Raw genomic sequence first — 18,072 nt, 5'->3', positions numbered from 1 at the left:
CTGTCGGCGATCGGCCGGACGTACGAAAACTAGCGTCGGCCGCGGACTGGAGGTGACCACTCGATGACGATCTGTGCCCCCGAGGACGCCACGGCGCCGGTCAGCACGCACCGCGCGGCGCTGACGATCGCCGCCGACGGCTCGTACGCCGCCCGGCTCGCCCGTCACGACGACGCCGCCGGGAGCTGGTTTCCGGAGCGCTGGACGCTGAGCGGCCCCGAGCCGTACGCCGTGCCGCTGCAGGGCACCCAGCCCGAGGAGCCGGACAGCGCCCTGCTGCCGCTCACGGACGGGCGGGTGCTGATCCTGCGCCGGATCGCCGACCGTTTCGCCGCCTCCCTGCTCTACCCGGCGGGCCCCGGCACCGGCGAACTCCTGCTGGGCGCCGTCCCGGTCCCCGAACTCACCCTGCTGCCGCCCGCCCCCGACGGGAGGCGGGCCTACGCCCTGGCGCCCGAGGCGCACCACACCGCGCTGTGGCTGCTGCACGGCGGCGCGGGCGGCCCCGAGCGGATCGCCCGGATCACCGGCCGCTGCACGGGCGGCGTCTGGCTGGACCGCGGCGGCCGGCTGCTGGCCCTGGACCGGGAGCGGGACGGCCGGACGAAGACCGTGGTGGCCGATCTGGAGCGGGGCGGCGAGACCGGCCCGCTGCTGCAGATCACCGAGGAGAGCAACGACCGGCTGCTGCTCGCCGATCCGGACAGCGGGCTGCTGCTCGTACGGTCCGACGCCCCGGGGCACGACCGGCTGGGCTGGGGCGTATGGGGCAGCAGCCGCCCGGTGCGCTTCCCGGAGTGCCTGCGGCCGGCGGAGGGCACGCTCACCCCGTTCGCGATGCAGCCGGGGCAGATGCCGGCGCCGGAGAGCTGCGCGGTGGCGTTCCGGATGGAGACGGCGAACGGCACCTGGCCGGTCGTCTGGCGACCCGCGGAACGGCAGGTGCGGCACCTCCCGGCCCCCGAGGGGTGGTTGGCCGGATCCGGCCTGTGGACGGCGGCGGGCGCGCTGCTCCTGCCGTACGCGACGGGGGCGGAGCCGTGCGGGGTGGCACGGGTGGCGGGACCGGGACGGGGGGCGGAGCCCGTGGAGCCCGTGGAATTCGTGGAGCCGGCCGAGCCTCTGGAATCGGTGGAGCCCGTGGAATCGGTGAATCCGGTGGAGCCGCCGCGGGCCGTGGAGGCGCGGCGGCCGGCGGGCCCGATGCCCCCGGCGCGACCGGCGGGCGCGATGCCGCAGCCGCTGCCGCAGCCGCTGCCGCTGCCGGCGGACCCTCCGCGGGCAGTGGCAGCGCCCCGGCCGCCCGGCCCGGCACCCTCGCCACGACCACTCGACGTCCCCGTACAGCCACTGCGGGGAGCGCCCTGCGGGGCGGGCGCCGGGAGCGGCGGGGGGATTGTCCTGGATGCAGGAGTCGCCGACAACCGCTCCACAGCATCTGCACATCCGCAGGCCCGGCCCGCGGAACCGCGGCGCCTGCCCGCGCATCCTCACATTCGCAGGCCAGTGCCGTTGCAGCAGGCGCCGCTGGCGGCCCGGTAGACCCGGTGGAGCGCTATTTCCGGCCCCGTTAGAATTCCGGGCGGGGGCTGCGCAGCCGGTTGACCGGCCACCGACAGTGCCGCTCTGGGTCAGCCTTGGCGGCCGTCGGGCGAGGTCCCGACGCGTACAGCTGTAAGCGATCTGACGGAGTGACTCTTTCCATGTCCGAAGCCCGAACCGACACGACCCAGGCGAGCCCCCAGGAGGCATCCGCCCAGGCCGCCGAGGCCGCAAGCTCCGGCAGGCACCGTGGCCCGGCCGCCGCTGAGGAGTCCGGCTCCGCCGCCCATGGCCGGCACCGCCGGGACAAGCAGCCGCAGGACGCGTAAGGGCGGTCCGGCGGGCCCCGGCCCCCGACCGTACGCACGGCCGTGGCCACCGCACCGCATCGCGCAGACGGTGGCCACGGCCGTTGTGCGTGCCGCGCCCGGGGCCGTCAGCCGTGCTTGAGGGCCAGCACCTCGGCCGCCGCGAACGTCTCCCCCGGTGGGCGCTCGGCGAAGTACGGCGTCAGCAGGCCGTCCAGCTCCTCGAAGCTGAAGAGGTCCTTGGCGGTGTCGAACTTGGCGGCGATCCGCGGGCGTTCGGCGACGGCCACCATGCCGCCGTGCACGACCAGCAGCTGGCCGTTGACCCCGGCCGCGGCCGGCGAGGCGAGGTAGCCGACGAGCGGTGCGACGTGTTCGGGCGCGAGCACGTCGAGCCCGCCCTCCCCGGGCTCCCGGCCCGCAGGCTCGGCGGGAAAGCCGGCGAAGACGTCCTCCGTCATACGGGTACGGGCGCGCGGGCAGATCGCGTTGGCGGTCACGCCGTATTTGCCCAGCGCCAGTGCCGTGGAGGTGGTCAGGCCGACGATGCCGCCCTTGGCCGCGGCGTAGTTGGGCTGGCCCGCCGAGCCCGCGAGGAACGCCTCGGAGGAGGTGTTGATGATCCGGCCGTGCACCGGGCCGCCACCCGCCTTGGCGCGCTCGCGCCAGTGGACGGCGGCGAAGTGGGTGGTGTTGAAGTGGCCCTTGAGGTGCACGCGGATGACCGAGTCCCACTCGTCCTCGGTCATCGAGAACACCATCCGGTCGCGCAGGATGCCCGCGTTGTTGACCAGGATGTCGAGCCGTCCGTACGTCTCGACCGCCAGGTGCACCAGGGCGCGGGCGTGGTCGTGGTCGGCGACGTCACCGAGGTGGGCGACGGCCCGGCCGCCCGCCGCGCGGATCTCGGCGGCGACGTCCTCGGCGGGTGCCGCCGAGGCTTCGCCCGAGCCGTCGCGGCCCGGCTGTCCGTAGTCGTTGACCACGACGGACGCGCCGAGGCGGGCGAGTTCCAGGGCTTCGGCGCGGCCCAGGCCGCGCCCGGCACCGGTGACGATCGCGGTCAGGCCCTCCAGTGGCTGTGCCATTCCTGTCCTCTCCAGTCGTCTCGGAGCGCGATGCGGTGCGGTGGATACGGGGTGAGGGGAGCGGCGGCGCGCTCCCGTGGAAGCGTGGGCGCCGCGGGCGTCAGATCTCGATGCAGGTGCGCAGCGCGGTCCCGGAGCGCATCTGGTCGAGCGCCTCGTTGATCTCGGCGAGCCGTACACGGTGGGTGATCAGACCTTCGAGGTCGATCCGGCCGGCCCGCCACAGGGCGATGGCGCGCTCGTAGGAGCGCAGCACGTCCCCGCCGCCGTACAGGGACGGCAGGATCCGCTTCTCGTCGAAGAACAGCTCGAACATGTTGACCTGGAAGGTGTCGTCCATGGCGCCCGCGCCGACCACGCACAGGGTGCCGCCGCGCCGGGTCATCTCGTAGGCGGTGCGGGCGGTGGCGGACTTGCCGACCACCTCGAAGACGTAGTCGAAGCCCTCCCCCGCGGTGATCCGGGCCTTGGCGTCGGCGAACTCCTCCGGGGCGACGGCTTCGGTGGCGCCGAAGCGGAGCGCGGCCTCCCGGCGGGCGGGCACCGGGTCGACGGCGATGATCTGGGCCGCGCCGCAGGCCCGCGCCCCCTGGATGACGGAGATGCCCACGCCGCCACAGCCGATCACCGCGACCGAGGAAGCGGCCTCCACCTGGGCGGTGTTGAGGGCCGCGCCGAGTCCGGTGGTGACGCCGCAGCCGATGAGCGCGGCGATCTCGTAGGGGACGTCATCCGGGATCGGGACGGCGCAGTGGGCGGCGACCACGACCTCCTCGGTGAAGGTGCCGGTACCGGCGAACCCGAAGACGTCGCCGCCGGCGCGCCGGAAGTTGGGGGTGCCGGCGTTCATGAACCCGGCCAGGCACAGGTGGGTCTGGCCGCGCTTGCAGGACGGGCAGCTGCCGCAGGCGGGCAGCCAGCACATCAGGACGCGGTCACCCTGGGCGAGCCCGGTGACGCCGTCGCCCACGTCGAGGATCTCGCCGGCGCCCTCGTGCCCGGGGACGAAGGGGGCGGGCTGCGGCAGCACCCCGTTCATCGCCGAGAGGTCGGAGTGGCACAGTCCGGTCGCCCGGATACGGATCCTGACCTTGCCGGGGCCGAACCCCACCGCCTCGATGTCGTCGACGACTTCGAGCTTGTCCTGGCCTGTCTCGTGCTGTACGGCTGCGCGCATGTCACGGCTCCTCTCGTACGTACGAAGGCATGTCCGCCCCCGTTTGCGACCGGCCGGGGACGGCCCGCACCGGGGCGGCGCCGCGCGGCCGCGCCCGTCGTGCGGCGCCGGCTCGTGGGGCCCCGGGCCGGAAGGGACGGCGCTAGCTGTGCTCCACCACGGTGTCGGCCAGTACGGGCGCCTCGTCGCGGTCGGCGGCCGTGACCGACACCTGGACCCGGCCGGGCTCCTGCCACATTCGGATTCGCAGCGTCTCCCCGGGGAAGACCACCCCGGCGAAGCGGGTCGTGTACGACCGCACCCGGGTCACGTCGCCGCCGAGCAGCGTGTCGACCACGGCCTTGAGGGTGACCCCGTAGGTGCACAGCCCGTGCAGGATCGGCCGGTCGAAGCCGGCGAGCTTGGCGAACTCGGGGTCGGCGTGCAGCGGGTTCCAGTCGCCGGAGAGGCGGTAGAGCAGCGCCTGGTCGGGGCGGATGTGGCGTTCGGTGCGCAGGTCGGGGGCGCGGTCGGGGAGTTCGAGGCGGGCGGAGGGGCCGCGCTCGCCGCCGAAACCGCCCTCGCCGCGGACGAAGATCTGGGTGTCGCAGGTCCACAACGGACCGTCGTCGTCGGCGACTTCGGAGCGCAGCACGATGACGGCCGCCTTGCCCTTGTCGTACACGGCGGGCACGGACGAGGTCTGGGTGGCGCGGCCGCTCACCGGGAGGGCGCGGTGCACGGTGACGGTCTGTCCGCCGTGCAGGACCGCGGCGAGGTCGACGTCGATGCCCGGCGCGGCGAGTCCGCCGGCGACCGCCATGCCGCCGCCCGCGACGGTGGCGAAGGCGGGCAGGACCCGCAGCGCGCTCTCCAGGGTGTAGCGCAGTTCGTCCGGGTCGGTGGCGGGGTGGGGCTTCTCCGGTGTGGCCGCGCCGGCCCCGATACCGAGGTGGTAGAGCTGGACGTCCTTGTGGTCCCAGGCGAGTTCGGTGGTCCGCGGCTCGGCGGAGGTGGCCTTGGCGGCGTCGATGGGCATGGGGCTGCTTGCTCCTTCACCACGTTGCGAAGACCCCGGCCCGGCCGTCCGCACCGTCGACCGTGCCGGGGTCGTATCTGGTCGGCGCGGCCGCGCTCGGACAGCACACCGCGTGCACTTCTAGAACGCGTTCTAGCCGATGGCTCCCATGTATAGCCGATCCGCCCGGCACCCGGAACCCCTCTGACACTTTGTCAGATACGCCGTGTCCCCGCCGCCCTCCGGCCCTCGGAGCGCTCCTGGCCGCGCCCAACCGTGACATTTGTCAGTCGGGATCACACACATTCGCCTCTGACGCCGCCCGGAAACTCTCCGTAACGTCGTAGGCATCGGAACGAGAGGCGGGGCGGGCATGACGCAGACGAAAAGGCCGGACAGCACGGCGCACACCGCAGCGAGGGCGCCGGCCGTGGCCTTCTCCGGGGTGACGCGGAGTTATGGCGCGGTGCGCGCGGTGGACGGGCTCGACCTGGAGATCGCGGCGGGCGAGACGGTGGCGCTGCTCGGCCGCAACGGCGCGGGCAAGTCCACCACCCTCGCCCTGCTGCTCGGCCTGCTGCCGCCCGGCACGGGCTCGGTGCGGCTGTTCGCGGGCACCCCGGAGACCGCGGTGCGGACGGGCAGGGTCGGCGCGATGCTGCAGGACGGCAAGGCCGTACCGCGGGTCACCGTCCGCGAACTGATCACCTTCGTCGCCGGCACGTACCCCCGTCCCCTGGACGTCACCGAGACCCTGGAGCTGGCGGGCCTGGGCGAGTTCGGCGGGCGACGGGTGGACCGGCTGTCCGGCGGGCAGGCCCAGCGGGTCCGCTTCGCGGTCGCGCTGGCCGGCAACCCCGAACTGCTGGTGCTCGACGAGCCGACCGCGGCACTGGACGTCGAGGCGCGCCGGGTCTTCTGGCGCGCGATGCGAGCCTACGCCCGCCGCGGCAACACCGTCGTGTTCTCCACCCACTATCTGGAGGAGGCGGACGAGCACGCCGACCGGATCGTGGTGATGGACGCCGGCCGGGTGGTCGCCGACGGCACCGGCGACGCGATCAAGCGCCGGGCCGGCGGCTCGCTGGTCTCCTTCGACCTCGCGGGCGCGTCGACCGGGCCACTGGCCGGACTGCCCGGCGTGAGCGCCGTGGAGGTGCGCGGCGACCGCGCGCTGCTGCGGACGGCGGACTCCGACGCGACGGTCGTGGCGCTGGCCGGACTCGGCCTCGTCCGCGGGCTCCAGGTCGCCCCCGCCGGCCTGGAGGACGCCTTCCTCGCCCTCACCTCCGGCAACGCCTCCCCCACCCCGGCGCCCGCCGCCACCCGGTCCGCGAAGGAGCTCGCGTGATGCTCGACTACATCCGTCTCGAAGTGCGCCGCACCCTGCGCGACCGGGGCTTCGTCATCTTCGGCATCGGGATGCCGGTGCTGATGTACCTGCTGATGACCAACATCGGCGCGGGCCCCGGCGGCGCCGGCATGGAGTGGAAGACCGCGTCGATGGTCGGCATGGCCGCGTACGGCGCGCTGGGCGCGGCGATCGGCACGGGCACCGGCGTCGCCGAGGACAAACAACTGGGCTGGCTGCGGCAGCTGCGCATCACCCCGCTGGGCCCGGTGCAGGTCGTCGTGGGCCGGGGGCTGACCTCCGCGGTGACCGTGCTGCCGGCCCTCGCCTCCGTGCTGCTGGTGGGCGCGCTGGTCAACGGCGTCCGGCTGCCGGCCTGGCAGTGGGCCGCGCTGGCCGGGCTGCTGTGGATCGGCACCGCCCCCTTCACCCTGCTCGGCCTCGGCAACGGCTACCGCCTGACCGCGCAGTCCACCGGCGTGGTCAACACCGGCTGCCTGCTGTTGCTGTCGATCGTCGGCGGCCTGTGGTTCCCGGCCGAGCTGTTCCCCGGCTGGCTGCGCGCGCTGTCCTCCTGGACCCCCGGCAACCGCTTCGCCGAACTCGGCCAGAGCATCACCCAGGGCGGCGCACCGGGCCTGGACACAGTGGCGGTCCTGGCCGCCTGGCTGGCACTCTTCGGCGGTTACGCGGTGTACGCGTACCGTCGGGCCGCACGCACGGTGTGATCGACGATGACGCAGACCGGGGAAGCGACAGTGCAGCAGACCAAGCAGTGGGCCGCGGGGGACGACGGGCCCGGCGGCGCGGAGGGCGCCGACGGCCGCGCGTGCCGGCCGAAGCAGCCCGGCACGAAGACCGACCGGGGGCCGGGCAAGTACGCCTTCCTGCCCTGGCTGCTGATGGGCCTGGGCGCCTTCTCCAACATCATCCAGGGCAAGACCGGCAACCCCTGGCTGGCCGGCCTCGGGCTGCTCGCCTTCAACTCCCTCTACATCACCGTCGTCTGGTCGTCGTTCGACCCGCGGCTGCGGCACTCCCGGCGGCCGGTGTACGCGCTGGGCCTGCTGACCGCCGTCACCTTCGCCATCGCCCTCGGGTTCGGCGGCAACTGGTTCCTGTTCTTCCCGCTGCTGTCGCTGGCCTCGGGCACGGTCCGCGCCCTGCGCGGCAAGAAGCTCGCCCTCTGGCTGATCTCGCTCAGCGGCACGGCCGGGTATCTGGCCGGCGGCCACAACGACCAGCCGTGGGGCTCGTTCGGCATCGGTTACGGCAGCTTCCTGTCCGGCGCGGTGACGGCCACGGTCCTCAGCCTCTTCGACACCATCCAGGAGCTGAACACCACCCGCCAGGAGCTGGCCCGCAGCGCCGTCGAGAAGGAGCGGCTGCGCTTCTCCCGCGATCTGCACGACCTGCTGGGGCACACCCTGTCCGTCGTGGTGGTCAAGGCCGAGGCGGTCCGCCGCCTGGCCCCGCGCGACCTGGAGGCGGCGCTCGCCCAGGCCGCCGACATCGAGGCGGTCGGCCGGCAGGCGCTGACCGAGATCCGCGAGGCGGTCACCGGCTACCGCGAGGGCAGCCTGACCACCGAACTCGACCGGGCCCGTTCGGCGCTGGAGGCGGCCGGGATCGAGCCCGTCGTACGGCAGGCGGGGCCGCCGCTGCCCCCGCAGGCCGGCGCGCTGCTGGGCTGGGTGGTCCGCGAGGGCGTCACCAACACCGTCCGGCACAGCGGCGCCACCCGCTGCGAGATCGACGTGCACGCCGACGAGGAGCGGGTCCGGCTGACGATCACGGACGACGGCCGCGGTCCCGTAAGCTCCGGTGCTGCCGCGACACCCGGCCCGGCCAGGCACCGCGACCGCATCCCCGGAGGCGGCGACGACCCGGACGGCGGCGGGGCGGCCGGCGGGCGGAGCGGTACGGACGGCGCCTACGGCACGGCGGACCCTGGCCGTCCGGACCCCGCACGGGGTTCCGGCGCACCGGACACCCCGGCGGCGGCCGGCTCTTCGGGGCCCGTGGGCGGCACCGGCCTGAAGGGGCTGGCCGAGCGGCTGGCCGCGGTGGGCGGCACCCTGCGCAGCGGCCCGGACGGCCGGCGCGGCTTCCGTGTCACGGCCGAACTGCCGGTCGGCACGGGCGATATGGCGGACGTGGAGGAGTTGACCAGGTGATCAAGGTCCTGCTGGCGGAGGACCAGGGAATGATGCGGGGCGCGCTGGCGCTGCTGCTCGACCTGGAGGAGGACATGCGGGTCGTGGCCCAGGTCGCGGCGGGCGACCAGATCGTCGCCGCCGCCCTGGAAGCCCGTCCCGACATCGCGCTCCTGGACATCGAACTGCCCGGCCGCAGCGGCCTGGACGCCGCGGCCGACCTGCGCACGGAACTGCCGTCCTGCAAGGTCCTCATCGTGACGACCTTCGGCCGGCCCGGCTATCTGCGCCGTGCGATGGAGGCCGGGGCCTCCGGCTTCCTGGTGAAGGACGGCCCGGTGGAGGATCTGGCGGCGGCGATCCGCCGGGTGCTCGCCGGCGAGCGGGTGATCGACCCCGGTCTCGCCGCGGCGGCGCTGAGCGCCGGCCCCAACCCCCTGACCCAGCGCGAACGCGACGTCCTGACCGCCGCCGTGGACGGCGCCACCGTCGCCGACATCGCCGGCCGGCTCCACCTCTCCCAGGCCACCGTCCGCAACTACCTCTCCGCCGCCATCGGCAAGACCGGCACCCGCAACCGCATGGAGGCGGTGCGGGCCGCACGGCGCAACGGCTGGCTGTAGGTGGGGGCCGACGCGGGAGCCGGGGCCCGCTCGCGGCTCAGTCGTGGGCGGCGTCCGCCGGTCGCCGGGGCAGCGCGAGGACCATCAGCACGATGCTGCCCAGCAGGATCCCGCCGCCGACGTGGAAGGCCAGACCGTACCCGTCCGCCAGGGCCTTCGGGCCGTGCCCGGCCGCGCTGCGGGTCGCGGCGACGGTCGACAGGACCGACAGGCCCAGCGCGCCGCCCATCTGGCGGGAGGTGTTGATCAGTCCGGAGACCAGGCCCTGGTCGGCGGGGTCGGCACCGGACGTGGCGATCGCCGCGATCGGCGTCGCGGTCAGGCCCGCGCCCAGCGCCATCAGGATGCCGGGGCCGAGGATCGTGCCGAGGTAGGTGCCGTGGACGTCCATCGTGCCCTGCCACGCCATACCGGACGCGGAGATCACCGCACCGGTGACGGCCAGGGTCTTGGCGCCCACCCGGTTCATCAGCCGCGGCCCGATCTTGGAGCCGAGCACGATGGACAGCGAGTGCGGGATGAAGGAGAGCCCGGCCTCCAGGGGCCGGTAGCCCAGCACGTTCTGCACATACAGCGACAGGAAGTACCACATCGAGAACATCGCGGCGCCGGCCAGCACCATCGCCCCGTTCGCCGACGAGACCGAGCGCACCCGGAAGAGCGCCAGCGGCATCAGCGGCGCCTTGGCGCGCGCCTCGACGGCCAGGAACACCGCGATCACGACCAGCCCGGCGGCCAGCGGCAGCAGCGCGGCGGCCGAGGCCCAGCCGACCGTCTCGGTCTGCACGATCCCGTAGGCCACCAGCGCGAGCCCGGCGGTCACCAGCACCGCGCCGGGCACGTCCAGCCGCCGCGCGGCACCCTGCCTGCTCTCGGTGAGCCACAGCACCGCGCCGGCCAGCACCAGCGCCCCCACCGGGACGTTGATCAGCAACACCCAGCGCCAGGACAGGTATTCGGTGAGCACCCCGCCGACCAGACCGCCCACCGCGCCACCGCCGGCGCCGACCGCCGTCCAGGTGGCGATGGCACGCGTACGGGCCGGACCGGCCGGAAACGACGTGGTGAGGATGGTGAGGGTGGCCGGCGAGAGCACGGCGGCGCCGATGCCCTGGACCGTCCGGGCCGCGATCAGCTGCCAGGGCTGCTGGGCCAGCCCGCCGCCCAGGCTCGCGACGGTGAACAGCGCCAGCCCGAGGACGAAGATCCGCTTACGGCCGAAGAGATCGGCGGCCCGGCCGCCGAGCAGCATGAAGCCGGCGAAGGTGATCACGTACGCGTTGACGATCCACTGCAGGCCCAGTTCGCTCAGGCCCAGCCCGGTCCGCATGGCGGGCAGGGCCACATTGACGACGGAGACGTCCAGGACGACCAGGAACTGCCCCGCACACACCAGCACCATCACCAGCCAGGCCGGTGCGGCCGTCCGGCGGGTGGTTCCGGGCAGGGTGGCGGGGGCGGCTATCGGCGGCATGCCGCCCATGCTCGCATTCGCCGCTTGAATCCCGCATCGGTATATCGGTGCACAGGCCATCCGGCCGGGGACCCAGGCCGCCGGGCGGAGGACTCGGGCGGGGGCCGGGGCCGTGAGGGGGCGGGGCTCAGGGGTGCGCAGGCGCCGTAGGGGCTGGCCCCTAGGGGACGGGAGTGCCCCCGAAGGGCCAACTACCCAAGAAAACGGCGGGATTACCGCACCGGCAGGATGACCGCACCGGCAGGATGACCGCACCCGCGGCGGGGAGGACTCCCGCACCGCCGGACGGCCACAACGACGGGGGCGGGACGACCGCACCGCCCCGCTCACCTTCGCAGCACCGTCACCACCGCGGCCCCGCCCAGGCCGATGTTGTGGGCCAGGCCCACCCGGGCGCCGGGGACCTGTCGCTCGCCCGCCGTGCCGCGGAGCTGCCAGACCAGTTCGGCGGTCTGGGCCAGCCCCGTCGCGCCCAGCGGATGCCCCTTGGAGATCAGGCCGCCGGACGGGTTGACCACCCACCGGCCGCCGTAGGTCGTGGCGCCGTCGGCGACCAGCTTCCCCGACTCCCCGTCCGCGCACATGCCCAGCGCCTCGTACGTCAGCAGCTCGTTGACCGAGAAGCAGTCGTGCAGCTCGATGACGTCGACGTCCTCGATGCCGAGGCCGCCGGCCGCGAACGCCTGCCGGGCCGCGGCCCGCGTCATGGGCTTGCCGACGGCGTCGATGCAGGACCCGGACGCGAAGCTCTCCTCGGTGTCCGTCGTCATGGCCTGCGCGACGATCTCCACCGCCCGGTCGGCCAGCCCGTGTTCGCGCACGAACCGCTCGGAGGCGACCACGGCGGCGGCCGCGCCGTCGGACGTCGGAGAGCACTGCAACCGGGTCAGCGGCCGGTGGATGGTCTTCGCGGCGAGGACCTCCTCGACCGTGTAGACGTCCCGGAACTGGGCGCGGGGGTTGTGGGCGGAGTGCCGGTGGTTCTTGGCGCCGACCGCGGCGAGCTGTTCGGCGGTGGTGCCGTGGCGCTCCATGTGCTCGCGGGCCGCGTTGCCGAAGATCTGGGCCGTGGGCGGGGTCATCTCGAAGCCGTGGGCGGCGGCCATCACCCCGTAGTGGCGGGCCACCGGCGACGTCCGGAAGTCGCCGCTGTCCGCGCCGCCGCCCAGCGCGCCCCGCTTCATCTTCTCGAAGCCGAGCGCCATCACGCAGTCGTTGATCCCGGCCTCGACGAACTGGCGCGCCATCATCAGCGCGGTGGAGGCGGTCGCGCAGTTGTTGTTGACGTTGTAGACCGGGATGCCGGTCAGGCCCAGTTCGTACGCGGCGCGCTGGCCGGCCGTCGAGGCCTGGTAGCAGAAGCCGACCGGCAGCTGCTCGACCGCCTCGTAGCCGATGCCCGCGTCGGCGAGCGCCTCGGTGCCCGCCTCCTCCGCCATGTCCCAGTACTGCCACTCGCGGGTCTCGGGCTTCTCGAACTTCGTCATCCCGACGCCTACGACGTACGCCTTGCCAGCCATGGATGTCCTCCTGGAAGCGGCCGGATACGGGGAGTTCAGATCAGGGGGCGGGGCTCCGGGTCCCGGGGCAGGCCGAGCAGCCGCTCCGCGACGACGTTCAGCTGCACCTGGGTGGTGCCGCCGGCGATGGTCAGGCAGCGCGACATCAGGAAGCCGTGCAGGGCCCGTTCGCCGGCCCCCTCGCGCACCGCGCCGTCCGGCCCGAGCAGCTCCAGGGCCAGCTCGGCGACCTTCTGCTGGTGCGGGGTCTGCACCAGCTTGCGGATGCTGGCGCCCGCCCCCGGCTCCAGGCCCGACACCTGCTGGAGCGTGGTGCGCAGCCCGATGCAGCCCAGGGCGTGCGCCTCGGCGGCCAGCGCGCCCGCCCTCGCCCGCACCGAGCCGTCCCGCGCGGCGGCGCGGTCGAGCAGGGCCGCCAGGCCGGTGTCGAAGGTCATCTGGTCGGCCATGTGGACGCGTTCGTTGTCCAGGGTGGTACGGGCCACCTTCCAGCCGTCGCCGACCGCGCCGACCACCGCGTCGGCCGGCAGCAGCACCTCGTCGAAGTAGACCTCGTTGAAGAGGGCGTCGCCGGTGATCTCCTTCAGCGGGCGGACGGCGATGCCGGGGGTCTTCATGTCGACGACGAAGAAGGTCAGTCCCTGGTGCTTGGGCGCGTCCGGGTCGGTGCGGGCGAGCAGGATGCCGTGGCCCGCCCACTGCGCCGCCGAGGTCCACACCTTCTGCCCGTTGACCCGCCAGCCGCCGTCCACCCGCTCCGCGCGGGTCCGCAGGGAGGCCAGGTCCGAGCCGGCCTCGGGCTCGGAGAACAGCTGGCACCACAGCAGTTCGCCGCTCAGCGAGGGCGGCAGATAGCGCTCCTGCTGCTCGCGGGTGCCGTGGGCGATCAGCGAGGGGACCACCCAGGTGGCGATGCCCAGGTCGCTGACGGTGACCCGGGCGTCGGCCAGCTCCTGCTGGATCGCGAGCTGCTGCACGGGGCCCGCGCCCAGCCCGTAGGGCTCGGGGAGGTGCGGCGCCGCGTAGCCGGCGGGGGCGAGGGCGCGCCGTGCGGCCGCGGGGTCGAGGCCGCGTACGCCGTCGATGACCGCGCGGGCCGCGGTCCGGTACTGCTGTGCCGCGGCGGGGAGTTCGAGGCGCAGCGCGCGCCGGGCGCCCTCGGCGGCGTGGTGGGCGGCGCGCTGCCGGTGGGTGTCCGGGGCGCCGAGCAGCTGGCGGGCGACGGTCGCCCGCCGCAGATGGAGGTGGGCGTCGTGTTCCCAGGTGAAGCCGGTGCCGCCGAGGATCTGGATGCAGTCCTTGGCGCAGCCGAAGGAGGCGTCGAGGGCGGTCGCGGTGGCCAGCGCCGCGACCAGGGCGCGGACGCCGGGCGGCTCGTGCAGCGCGCGGGCCGCGTCCCAGACCAGGGCGCGGGCCTGCTCGCAGCGTACGAGCATGTCGGCGCAGAGGTGTTTGACCGCCTGGAACTGGCCGATGGGCCGGCCGAACTGCTCGCGCACCTTGGCGTGTTCCGCGGCGGTGTGCAGTGCCCAGGCTGCCGTGCCGCAGCTCTCGGCGGCGAACAGGACCCCGGCGGTGTCGCGGACCAGGCCGTCGTCGAGGCGCAGCACCCGGTCGCCGGGCACCGGCACCGCGTCCGCGCGCACGTCGGCGGTCGGCCGGGTCGGGTCGGCGCTCTCCTGGACGCGTACGGCGAGCGTCCCGGCGTCGACGGCGAGCCAGACGGTGTCCGTGGGGGTGCGCGCGGGCAGCACGATCAGGTCCGCGTCACCGCCGGCCAGGACCGGGGGTGCGGTGCCGTCCAGGACGTAGCCGTCGCCGTGCGCCTCGGCGGTGAGGGTGCCGGGGCCGAGGGCGACGGCGGCGAGGCGTTCCCCGGCGGCGAGGGCCCGTACGAGGGGCCGGTGGGCGCCGTCGCGGTGCAGCAGCTCGGCGGCGAGGGTGGTGGGCAGGTACGGGCCGGGGAACGCGGCGCGGCCCAGTTCCTCCAGCACGACGGCGAGGTCGAGCAGGTCGCCCCCGCCACCGCCGTCGGTCCCGGGGAGGTGGAGCCCGAGCAGGCCCTGCGCGGCCAACTGGTCCCAGTGGGCGGGCCGCTCCCGCCGCCCGTGCGCGCCGTCGAGGAGCTTGCGGACCTCCTCGGGCGGCACGGCCCGCGCGGCCCAGCCCCTCGCCGCGTCGGCCAGGTCACGGTGTTCCGGTGTGATTCCGATGCCCATGCGGGGCAGGCTAGAACACGTTTCATTCTGACGGAAGGTCAGCACCGGGACGGACCGCGGCGGGACCTCCGGCGGACGGATTCGAGGCGGGATGCGGTGAGGTGTCGGCAGGGAGCACGCCCCTCAAAGGGACACAACCCCCTCTCGCCCGGCGGAAGTGGGCACGCCGGGGGCAGTGCGGGGCGGCCCGTCGCGGCACCGCCCCGCACTGACCCGACGGCCGGCTCAGCGACCCGTGGACGCGTTCCAGTCGACGAGTTGGACGATGACGCCGTTGGGGTCGGTGACCTGGAAGGCGCGTTCACCCCAGGGCTCCTCGCGCAGCGGCATCGTGATCACGACCCCTTCGGCGGCGAGGCGGGCCAGTTCGGCTTCGAGGTCGTCGACGACGAAGGCGAGGATCACCCCGTCGGCGTGGTCCTCGCGCTGATCGTCGGGGAGCGAGGCCAGCCCTCGGCGCAGGTAGACGACGTTCATCCCGGCGTCCTCGCGGGTCAGCGAGGCGAAGCCGTCGGCGGCCGCCTCCTCGCGGAATCCGAAGTGGCCGGTGAGGAAGGCGCTGGACGCCGCGACGTCGTCGACGTTCAGGGACACGGCGGAAGCGGTGATCGACACAAGTGCTCCTTGGTCAGGCACGACTACTTCGTACGCAGTACAGTGTACTACGTACGAAGTTGTTTCATGGGCGAGGATGTTCCCGTGCCTATCGACCGAAGCAGCGCCGGTGATCCGGCCCGCTCCCTGGAATTGCTCTGGCGCGTCCCCGCCGACGCCCCGCGACGCGGCCCGCAGCAGCGGCTGGACATCGACACGGTCCTCGCCGTCGCCACCGGCCTGGCGGACGCCGACGGCCTGGAGGCGGTCACCATGCGCCGCGTCGCGCAGCAGTTGAAGGTGGCCCCGATGACGCTGTACACCTACGTGCCGGGCAAGGCCGAACTGCTGGATCTCATGCTGGACTCCGCCTACGCCCGGATGCCGCGGGCCGACACCTCCGGTCGGCCGTGGCGGGCCCGGCTGACCGCCGTGGCCGACGAGAACAAGGCGCTGTTCGAGGCGCACCCGTGGGCCGCGGCCGTCTCCACCAGCCGCCCGCCCCTGGGTCCGGGGATGATGGCCAAGTACGAGCACGAACTGACGGCACTGGACGGACTCGGCCTCGACGACGTCGAGATGGACGCCGCCTTGACCTACCTGCTCACCTTCGTCCAGGCCCACGCCCGCTCCGCGGCGGAGGCCCACGCCGCCCGGCAGGACAGCGCGATGGACGAGGAGCAGTGGTGGGCCGCCAACGCCCCCCTGCTCGAAAAGGTCCTCGATCCACGCGCCTACCCCACCGCCGCCCGCGTCGGCACGGCGGCGGGCACCGCCCACGGAGCCGCGTACAGCCCCGAGCACGCCTGGGAGTTCGGCCTCGGCCGCGTCCTCGACGGGCTCGCCGCCCTCGTCGACAGCCGCACCGGGACCGAACCGCGGTAGCCCCCTCCGCCCGCGCCCTGCCGACGCGTCCACTGCCACCCGGCCGGGGCGGGCTCCCCCTCCCCGCCGCCCCCTCAGGCGGCCGTCCGCCATTCCCCGGGGAACGCCACGGATACGCGCCGCAAACGGTTCGGTGAATTCCGGGACGCGGCAGTACCCGGCAGTTCGCGGCGCCGCGCCTCGCCTTTCTCTTCCCGCCCACCGTCCCGTACGCGAATTCGCCGCTTTCCGGCGCCGGGAGAAACCAGCGGCGGGCAAAGGCCGGGAACGGGCGGGAATGCGGCGGGAAGCGGACGGAAACCCGGCGGTATCCGACACGAACGGACAGCGGGAACGGCCGGGAGGAACGGCGCGGAGAACGGCCGGGATGCGCGGCGCGCGGAATCCGGGATGTCCGGCGTGCGGAATGAGGAACCCCGTTCCGATATCCGGAAGTCCGCGAGGGGAGACCCGCACCTCGCGCGCCGCGCCCCGTACGGCACGATGACCCCCTGACCGCACCACCAGGAGGAAGCCCATGTCCGCTCCCACGGCTCCGACCGCTCCGCAGCCGGAGATCCTCGCCGCGTTCGAGGCGGCGAAGGGCTTCATGCCCGTGGACGAGGGCCTCGCGCTGTACGCGGCGGCGGCGGGCGCGGGGGCGCTGGGACTGCCGCTGCTGGAGGTCGGCACCTACTGCGGCCGGTCCACGATCCTGCTCGCGGACGCCGCCCGCGCCGCCGGGGTCATGGCCGTCACCGTCGACCACCACCGGGGCAGCGAGGAGCAGCAGCCCGGCTGGGACTACCACGACCCGGCCGTCGTCGACCCCGAGGTCGGCCGGATGGACACCCTGCCCACCTTCCGCCGCACCCTGTACGCCGCGGGCCTGGAGGACCAGGTGATCGCCCTGGTGGGCCGGTCGCCGCAGGCCGCGAAGGTCTGGCAGGCGCCGGTCGGCCTGGTCTTCATCGACGGCGGGCACACCGACGAGCACGCCACCGCCGACTACGAGGGCTGGGCCCCGCATGTCGCGCCCGGCGGGCTGCTGGTGATCCACGACGTGTTCCCCGACCCGGTCGACGAGTGGACGGGCCAGGCCCCGTACCGCGTCTACCGCAGGGCCCTGGAGTCCGGCGCCTTCACCGAGACCTCGGCCCACGGGTCGCTGCGCGTCCTGCGGCGGACCGGGACCGGCATCTGAGCGGGCTACCATCGCCGACGTGTCGAACGGCAGTACACCCCCCGCGCCCCGCCGCCGCCTGCGCGGCACCCTCCTCGTCGTGGTGGCCGCCGTGGCGGTCGTCGGCCTGGGGGGCTGGCTGGTCTGGCGGTCACCGGGCGCCGGCGGCGAACCGCCGCGGGCCGGCGGCATATCCGGGCACGGCACCGGACACCGCCCGGCCGGCGAGGACGGCGGCCACGGCTCGCGGGGCAGCGGCCCCGGCAAGGGCCAGGGCAGCCTCCGGGGCAAGGTCGTGGTGATCGACCCGGGCCACAACCCGCACAACCGCGACCACGGCCGGGAGATCGCCCGGCAGGTCGACATCGGCAACAGCCGCAAGGAGTGCGACACCACCGGCACCTCCACCGACGACGGCTACGCCGAGGCCTCCTTCACCCTCGACGTCGCCCGCCGCGCCCGCACCCTCCTGCAGAAGGCGGGCGCGAAGGTCGTGTTCACCCAGGACGGCGACCGCTCGTACGGGCCGTGCGTGGACAAGCGCGCCGCCATCGGGAACAGGGCGCACGCCGACGCCGCGCTCTCCCTCCACGCCGACGGCTCGGCCGCCGGCAACCGCGGCTTCCACGTGATCCTGCCCGCGCGCGTCACGGCCGGCCCGGCCGACACCGCGGCGATCGTGAAGCCCTCGCGGCGGCTGGGCGAACGGCTCGCCGACCGGTTCCACGCGATTACCGGAAGCGCGCGTTCCAATTACATCGGCGACGGCACCGGACTCGACGTGCGTTCCGATCTCGGCGGCCTCAACCTCTCCACGGTGCCGAAGGTCTTCCTCGAGTGCGGCAATATGCGCGATCCGAAGGACGCCGCGCAATTGACCGACGCCCGGTGGCGGCAAAAAGCGGCCCGCGGGATCACCGAGGGCATTACGGACTTCTTGGAGCACTGACCGGAGCGCCGGCCGCATCCGCGAAAC

Annotated in this window: 16 protein-coding genes; 9 read left to right on the top strand and 7 right to left on the bottom strand. The window is 74.2% G+C overall.

Features of this window, described 5'->3' with window-relative positions; translation table 11 throughout:
• Positions 1-63: 63 nt before the first annotated feature.
• Positions 64-1,542, top strand: a complete 1,479-nt coding sequence (locus tag K7396_RS25700) for a hypothetical protein (protein WP_086717517.1) — start codon at positions 64-66, stop codon at positions 1,540-1,542.
• A 161-nt stretch (positions 1,543-1,703) separates the two neighbouring features.
• On the top strand, positions 1,704-1,871 hold the full coding sequence (locus tag K7396_RS25695; protein WP_167392746.1) for a hypothetical protein: 168 nt from the start codon (positions 1,704-1,706) through the stop codon (positions 1,869-1,871).
• Positions 1,872-1,978: 107 nt separating this feature from the next.
• Here K7396_RS25695 and K7396_RS25690 read toward each other — a convergent pair whose 3' ends face one another.
• From K7396_RS25690 to K7396_RS25680, 3 genes are all read right to left on the bottom strand, one after another.
• Positions 1,979-2,938 (bottom strand): 3-oxoacyl-ACP reductase, encoded by a 960-nt coding sequence (locus tag K7396_RS25690; protein WP_086717516.1) that lies wholly within the window; start codon positions 2,936-2,938, stop codon positions 1,979-1,981.
• Between the two features lie 100 nt (positions 2,939-3,038).
• On the bottom strand, positions 3,039-4,115 hold the full coding sequence (locus K7396_RS25685; RefSeq protein ID WP_086717515.1) for a Zn-dependent alcohol dehydrogenase: 1,077 nt from the start codon (positions 4,113-4,115) through the stop codon (positions 3,039-3,041).
• A 142-nt stretch (positions 4,116-4,257) separates the two neighbouring features.
• On the bottom strand, positions 4,258-5,133 hold the full coding sequence (locus K7396_RS25680) for a MaoC/PaaZ C-terminal domain-containing protein (protein WP_086717514.1): 876 nt from the start codon (positions 5,131-5,133) through the stop codon (positions 4,258-4,260).
• 352 nt (positions 5,134-5,485) lie between these two features.
• Between K7396_RS25680 and K7396_RS25675 the strand changes: the two genes are divergently transcribed.
• Genes K7396_RS25675 through K7396_RS25660 form a run of 4 tightly spaced genes read left to right on the top strand, consistent with a single transcriptional unit; the run spans position 5,486 to position 9,242 of the window.
• Positions 5,486-6,463: an ABC transporter ATP-binding protein gene (locus K7396_RS25675; protein ID WP_086717512.1), complete on the top strand. Its 978-nt coding sequence runs from the start codon at positions 5,486-5,488 to the stop codon at positions 6,461-6,463.
• Positions 6,463-7,191, top strand: coding sequence for an ABC transporter permease (locus K7396_RS25670; RefSeq protein WP_086717511.1), 729 nt, complete (start codon positions 6,463-6,465; stop codon positions 7,189-7,191). Before K7396_RS25675 ends, K7396_RS25670 begins: the two co-directional genes overlap by 1 nt.
• A gap of 6 nt (positions 7,192-7,197) precedes the next feature.
• Positions 7,198-8,640 (top strand): sensor histidine kinase, encoded by a 1,443-nt coding sequence (locus K7396_RS25665; RefSeq protein ID WP_086717510.1) that lies wholly within the window; start codon positions 7,198-7,200, stop codon positions 8,638-8,640.
• Positions 8,637-9,242: a response regulator transcription factor gene (locus K7396_RS25660; RefSeq protein WP_086717508.1), complete on the top strand. Its 606-nt coding sequence runs from the start codon at positions 8,637-8,639 to the stop codon at positions 9,240-9,242. The genes K7396_RS25665 and K7396_RS25660 overlap by 4 nt, the downstream gene beginning before the upstream one ends.
• A gap of 37 nt (positions 9,243-9,279) precedes the next feature.
• Here the strand turns inward: K7396_RS25660 and K7396_RS25655 are convergent, their stop codons facing one another.
• The 4 genes from K7396_RS25655 to K7396_RS25640 all read right to left on the bottom strand — a co-directional run bounded on the left by K7396_RS25655 (position 9,280) and on the right by K7396_RS25640 (position 15,070).
• The gene (locus K7396_RS25655) at positions 9,280-10,725 is read right to left on the bottom strand and encodes an MFS transporter (protein ID WP_174886991.1); all 1,446 of its coding nucleotides are present in this window, start codon (positions 10,723-10,725) and stop codon (positions 9,280-9,282) included.
• Positions 10,726-11,042: 317 nt separating this feature from the next.
• Positions 11,043-12,236: a lipid-transfer protein gene (locus tag K7396_RS25650; protein WP_086720431.1), complete on the bottom strand. Its 1,194-nt coding sequence runs from the start codon at positions 12,234-12,236 to the stop codon at positions 11,043-11,045.
• A 35-nt stretch (positions 12,237-12,271) separates the two neighbouring features.
• Complete coding sequence (locus K7396_RS25645; RefSeq protein ID WP_086720432.1) at positions 12,272-14,455, bottom strand: acyl-CoA dehydrogenase; 2,184 nt, start codon at positions 14,453-14,455, stop codon at positions 12,272-12,274.
• Between the two features lie 225 nt (positions 14,456-14,680).
• Positions 14,681-15,070: a VOC family protein gene (locus K7396_RS25640; RefSeq protein WP_086720433.1), complete on the bottom strand. Its 390-nt coding sequence runs from the start codon at positions 15,068-15,070 to the stop codon at positions 14,681-14,683.
• A gap of 84 nt (positions 15,071-15,154) precedes the next feature.
• Between K7396_RS25640 and K7396_RS25635 the strand changes: the two genes are divergently transcribed.
• The 3 genes from K7396_RS25635 to K7396_RS25625 all read left to right on the top strand — a co-directional run bounded on the left by K7396_RS25635 (position 15,155) and on the right by K7396_RS25625 (position 18,045).
• Positions 15,155-15,934 (top strand): TetR/AcrR family transcriptional regulator, encoded by a 780-nt coding sequence (locus K7396_RS25635; RefSeq protein WP_086720434.1) that lies wholly within the window; start codon positions 15,155-15,157, stop codon positions 15,932-15,934.
• Positions 15,935-16,451: 517 nt separating this feature from the next.
• Entirely contained in the window at positions 16,452-17,117 is a 666-nt protein-coding gene (locus tag K7396_RS25630) for a class I SAM-dependent methyltransferase (RefSeq protein ID WP_086721315.1), read from the top strand.
• A gap of 19 nt (positions 17,118-17,136) precedes the next feature.
• Positions 17,137-18,045 (top strand): N-acetylmuramoyl-L-alanine amidase, encoded by a 909-nt coding sequence (locus K7396_RS25625; RefSeq protein WP_086721316.1) that lies wholly within the window; start codon positions 17,137-17,139, stop codon positions 18,043-18,045.
• Positions 18,046-18,072: the final 27 nt, after the last annotated feature.

This window comes from Streptomyces angustmyceticus (assembly GCF_019933235.1).
Classification (GTDB): Bacteria; Actinomycetota; Actinomycetes; order Streptomycetales; family Streptomycetaceae; genus Streptomyces; species Streptomyces angustmyceticus.
Note: the sequence above shows the minus strand (reverse complement) of the source record. Positions and strands in the feature narration are given on the sequence as shown.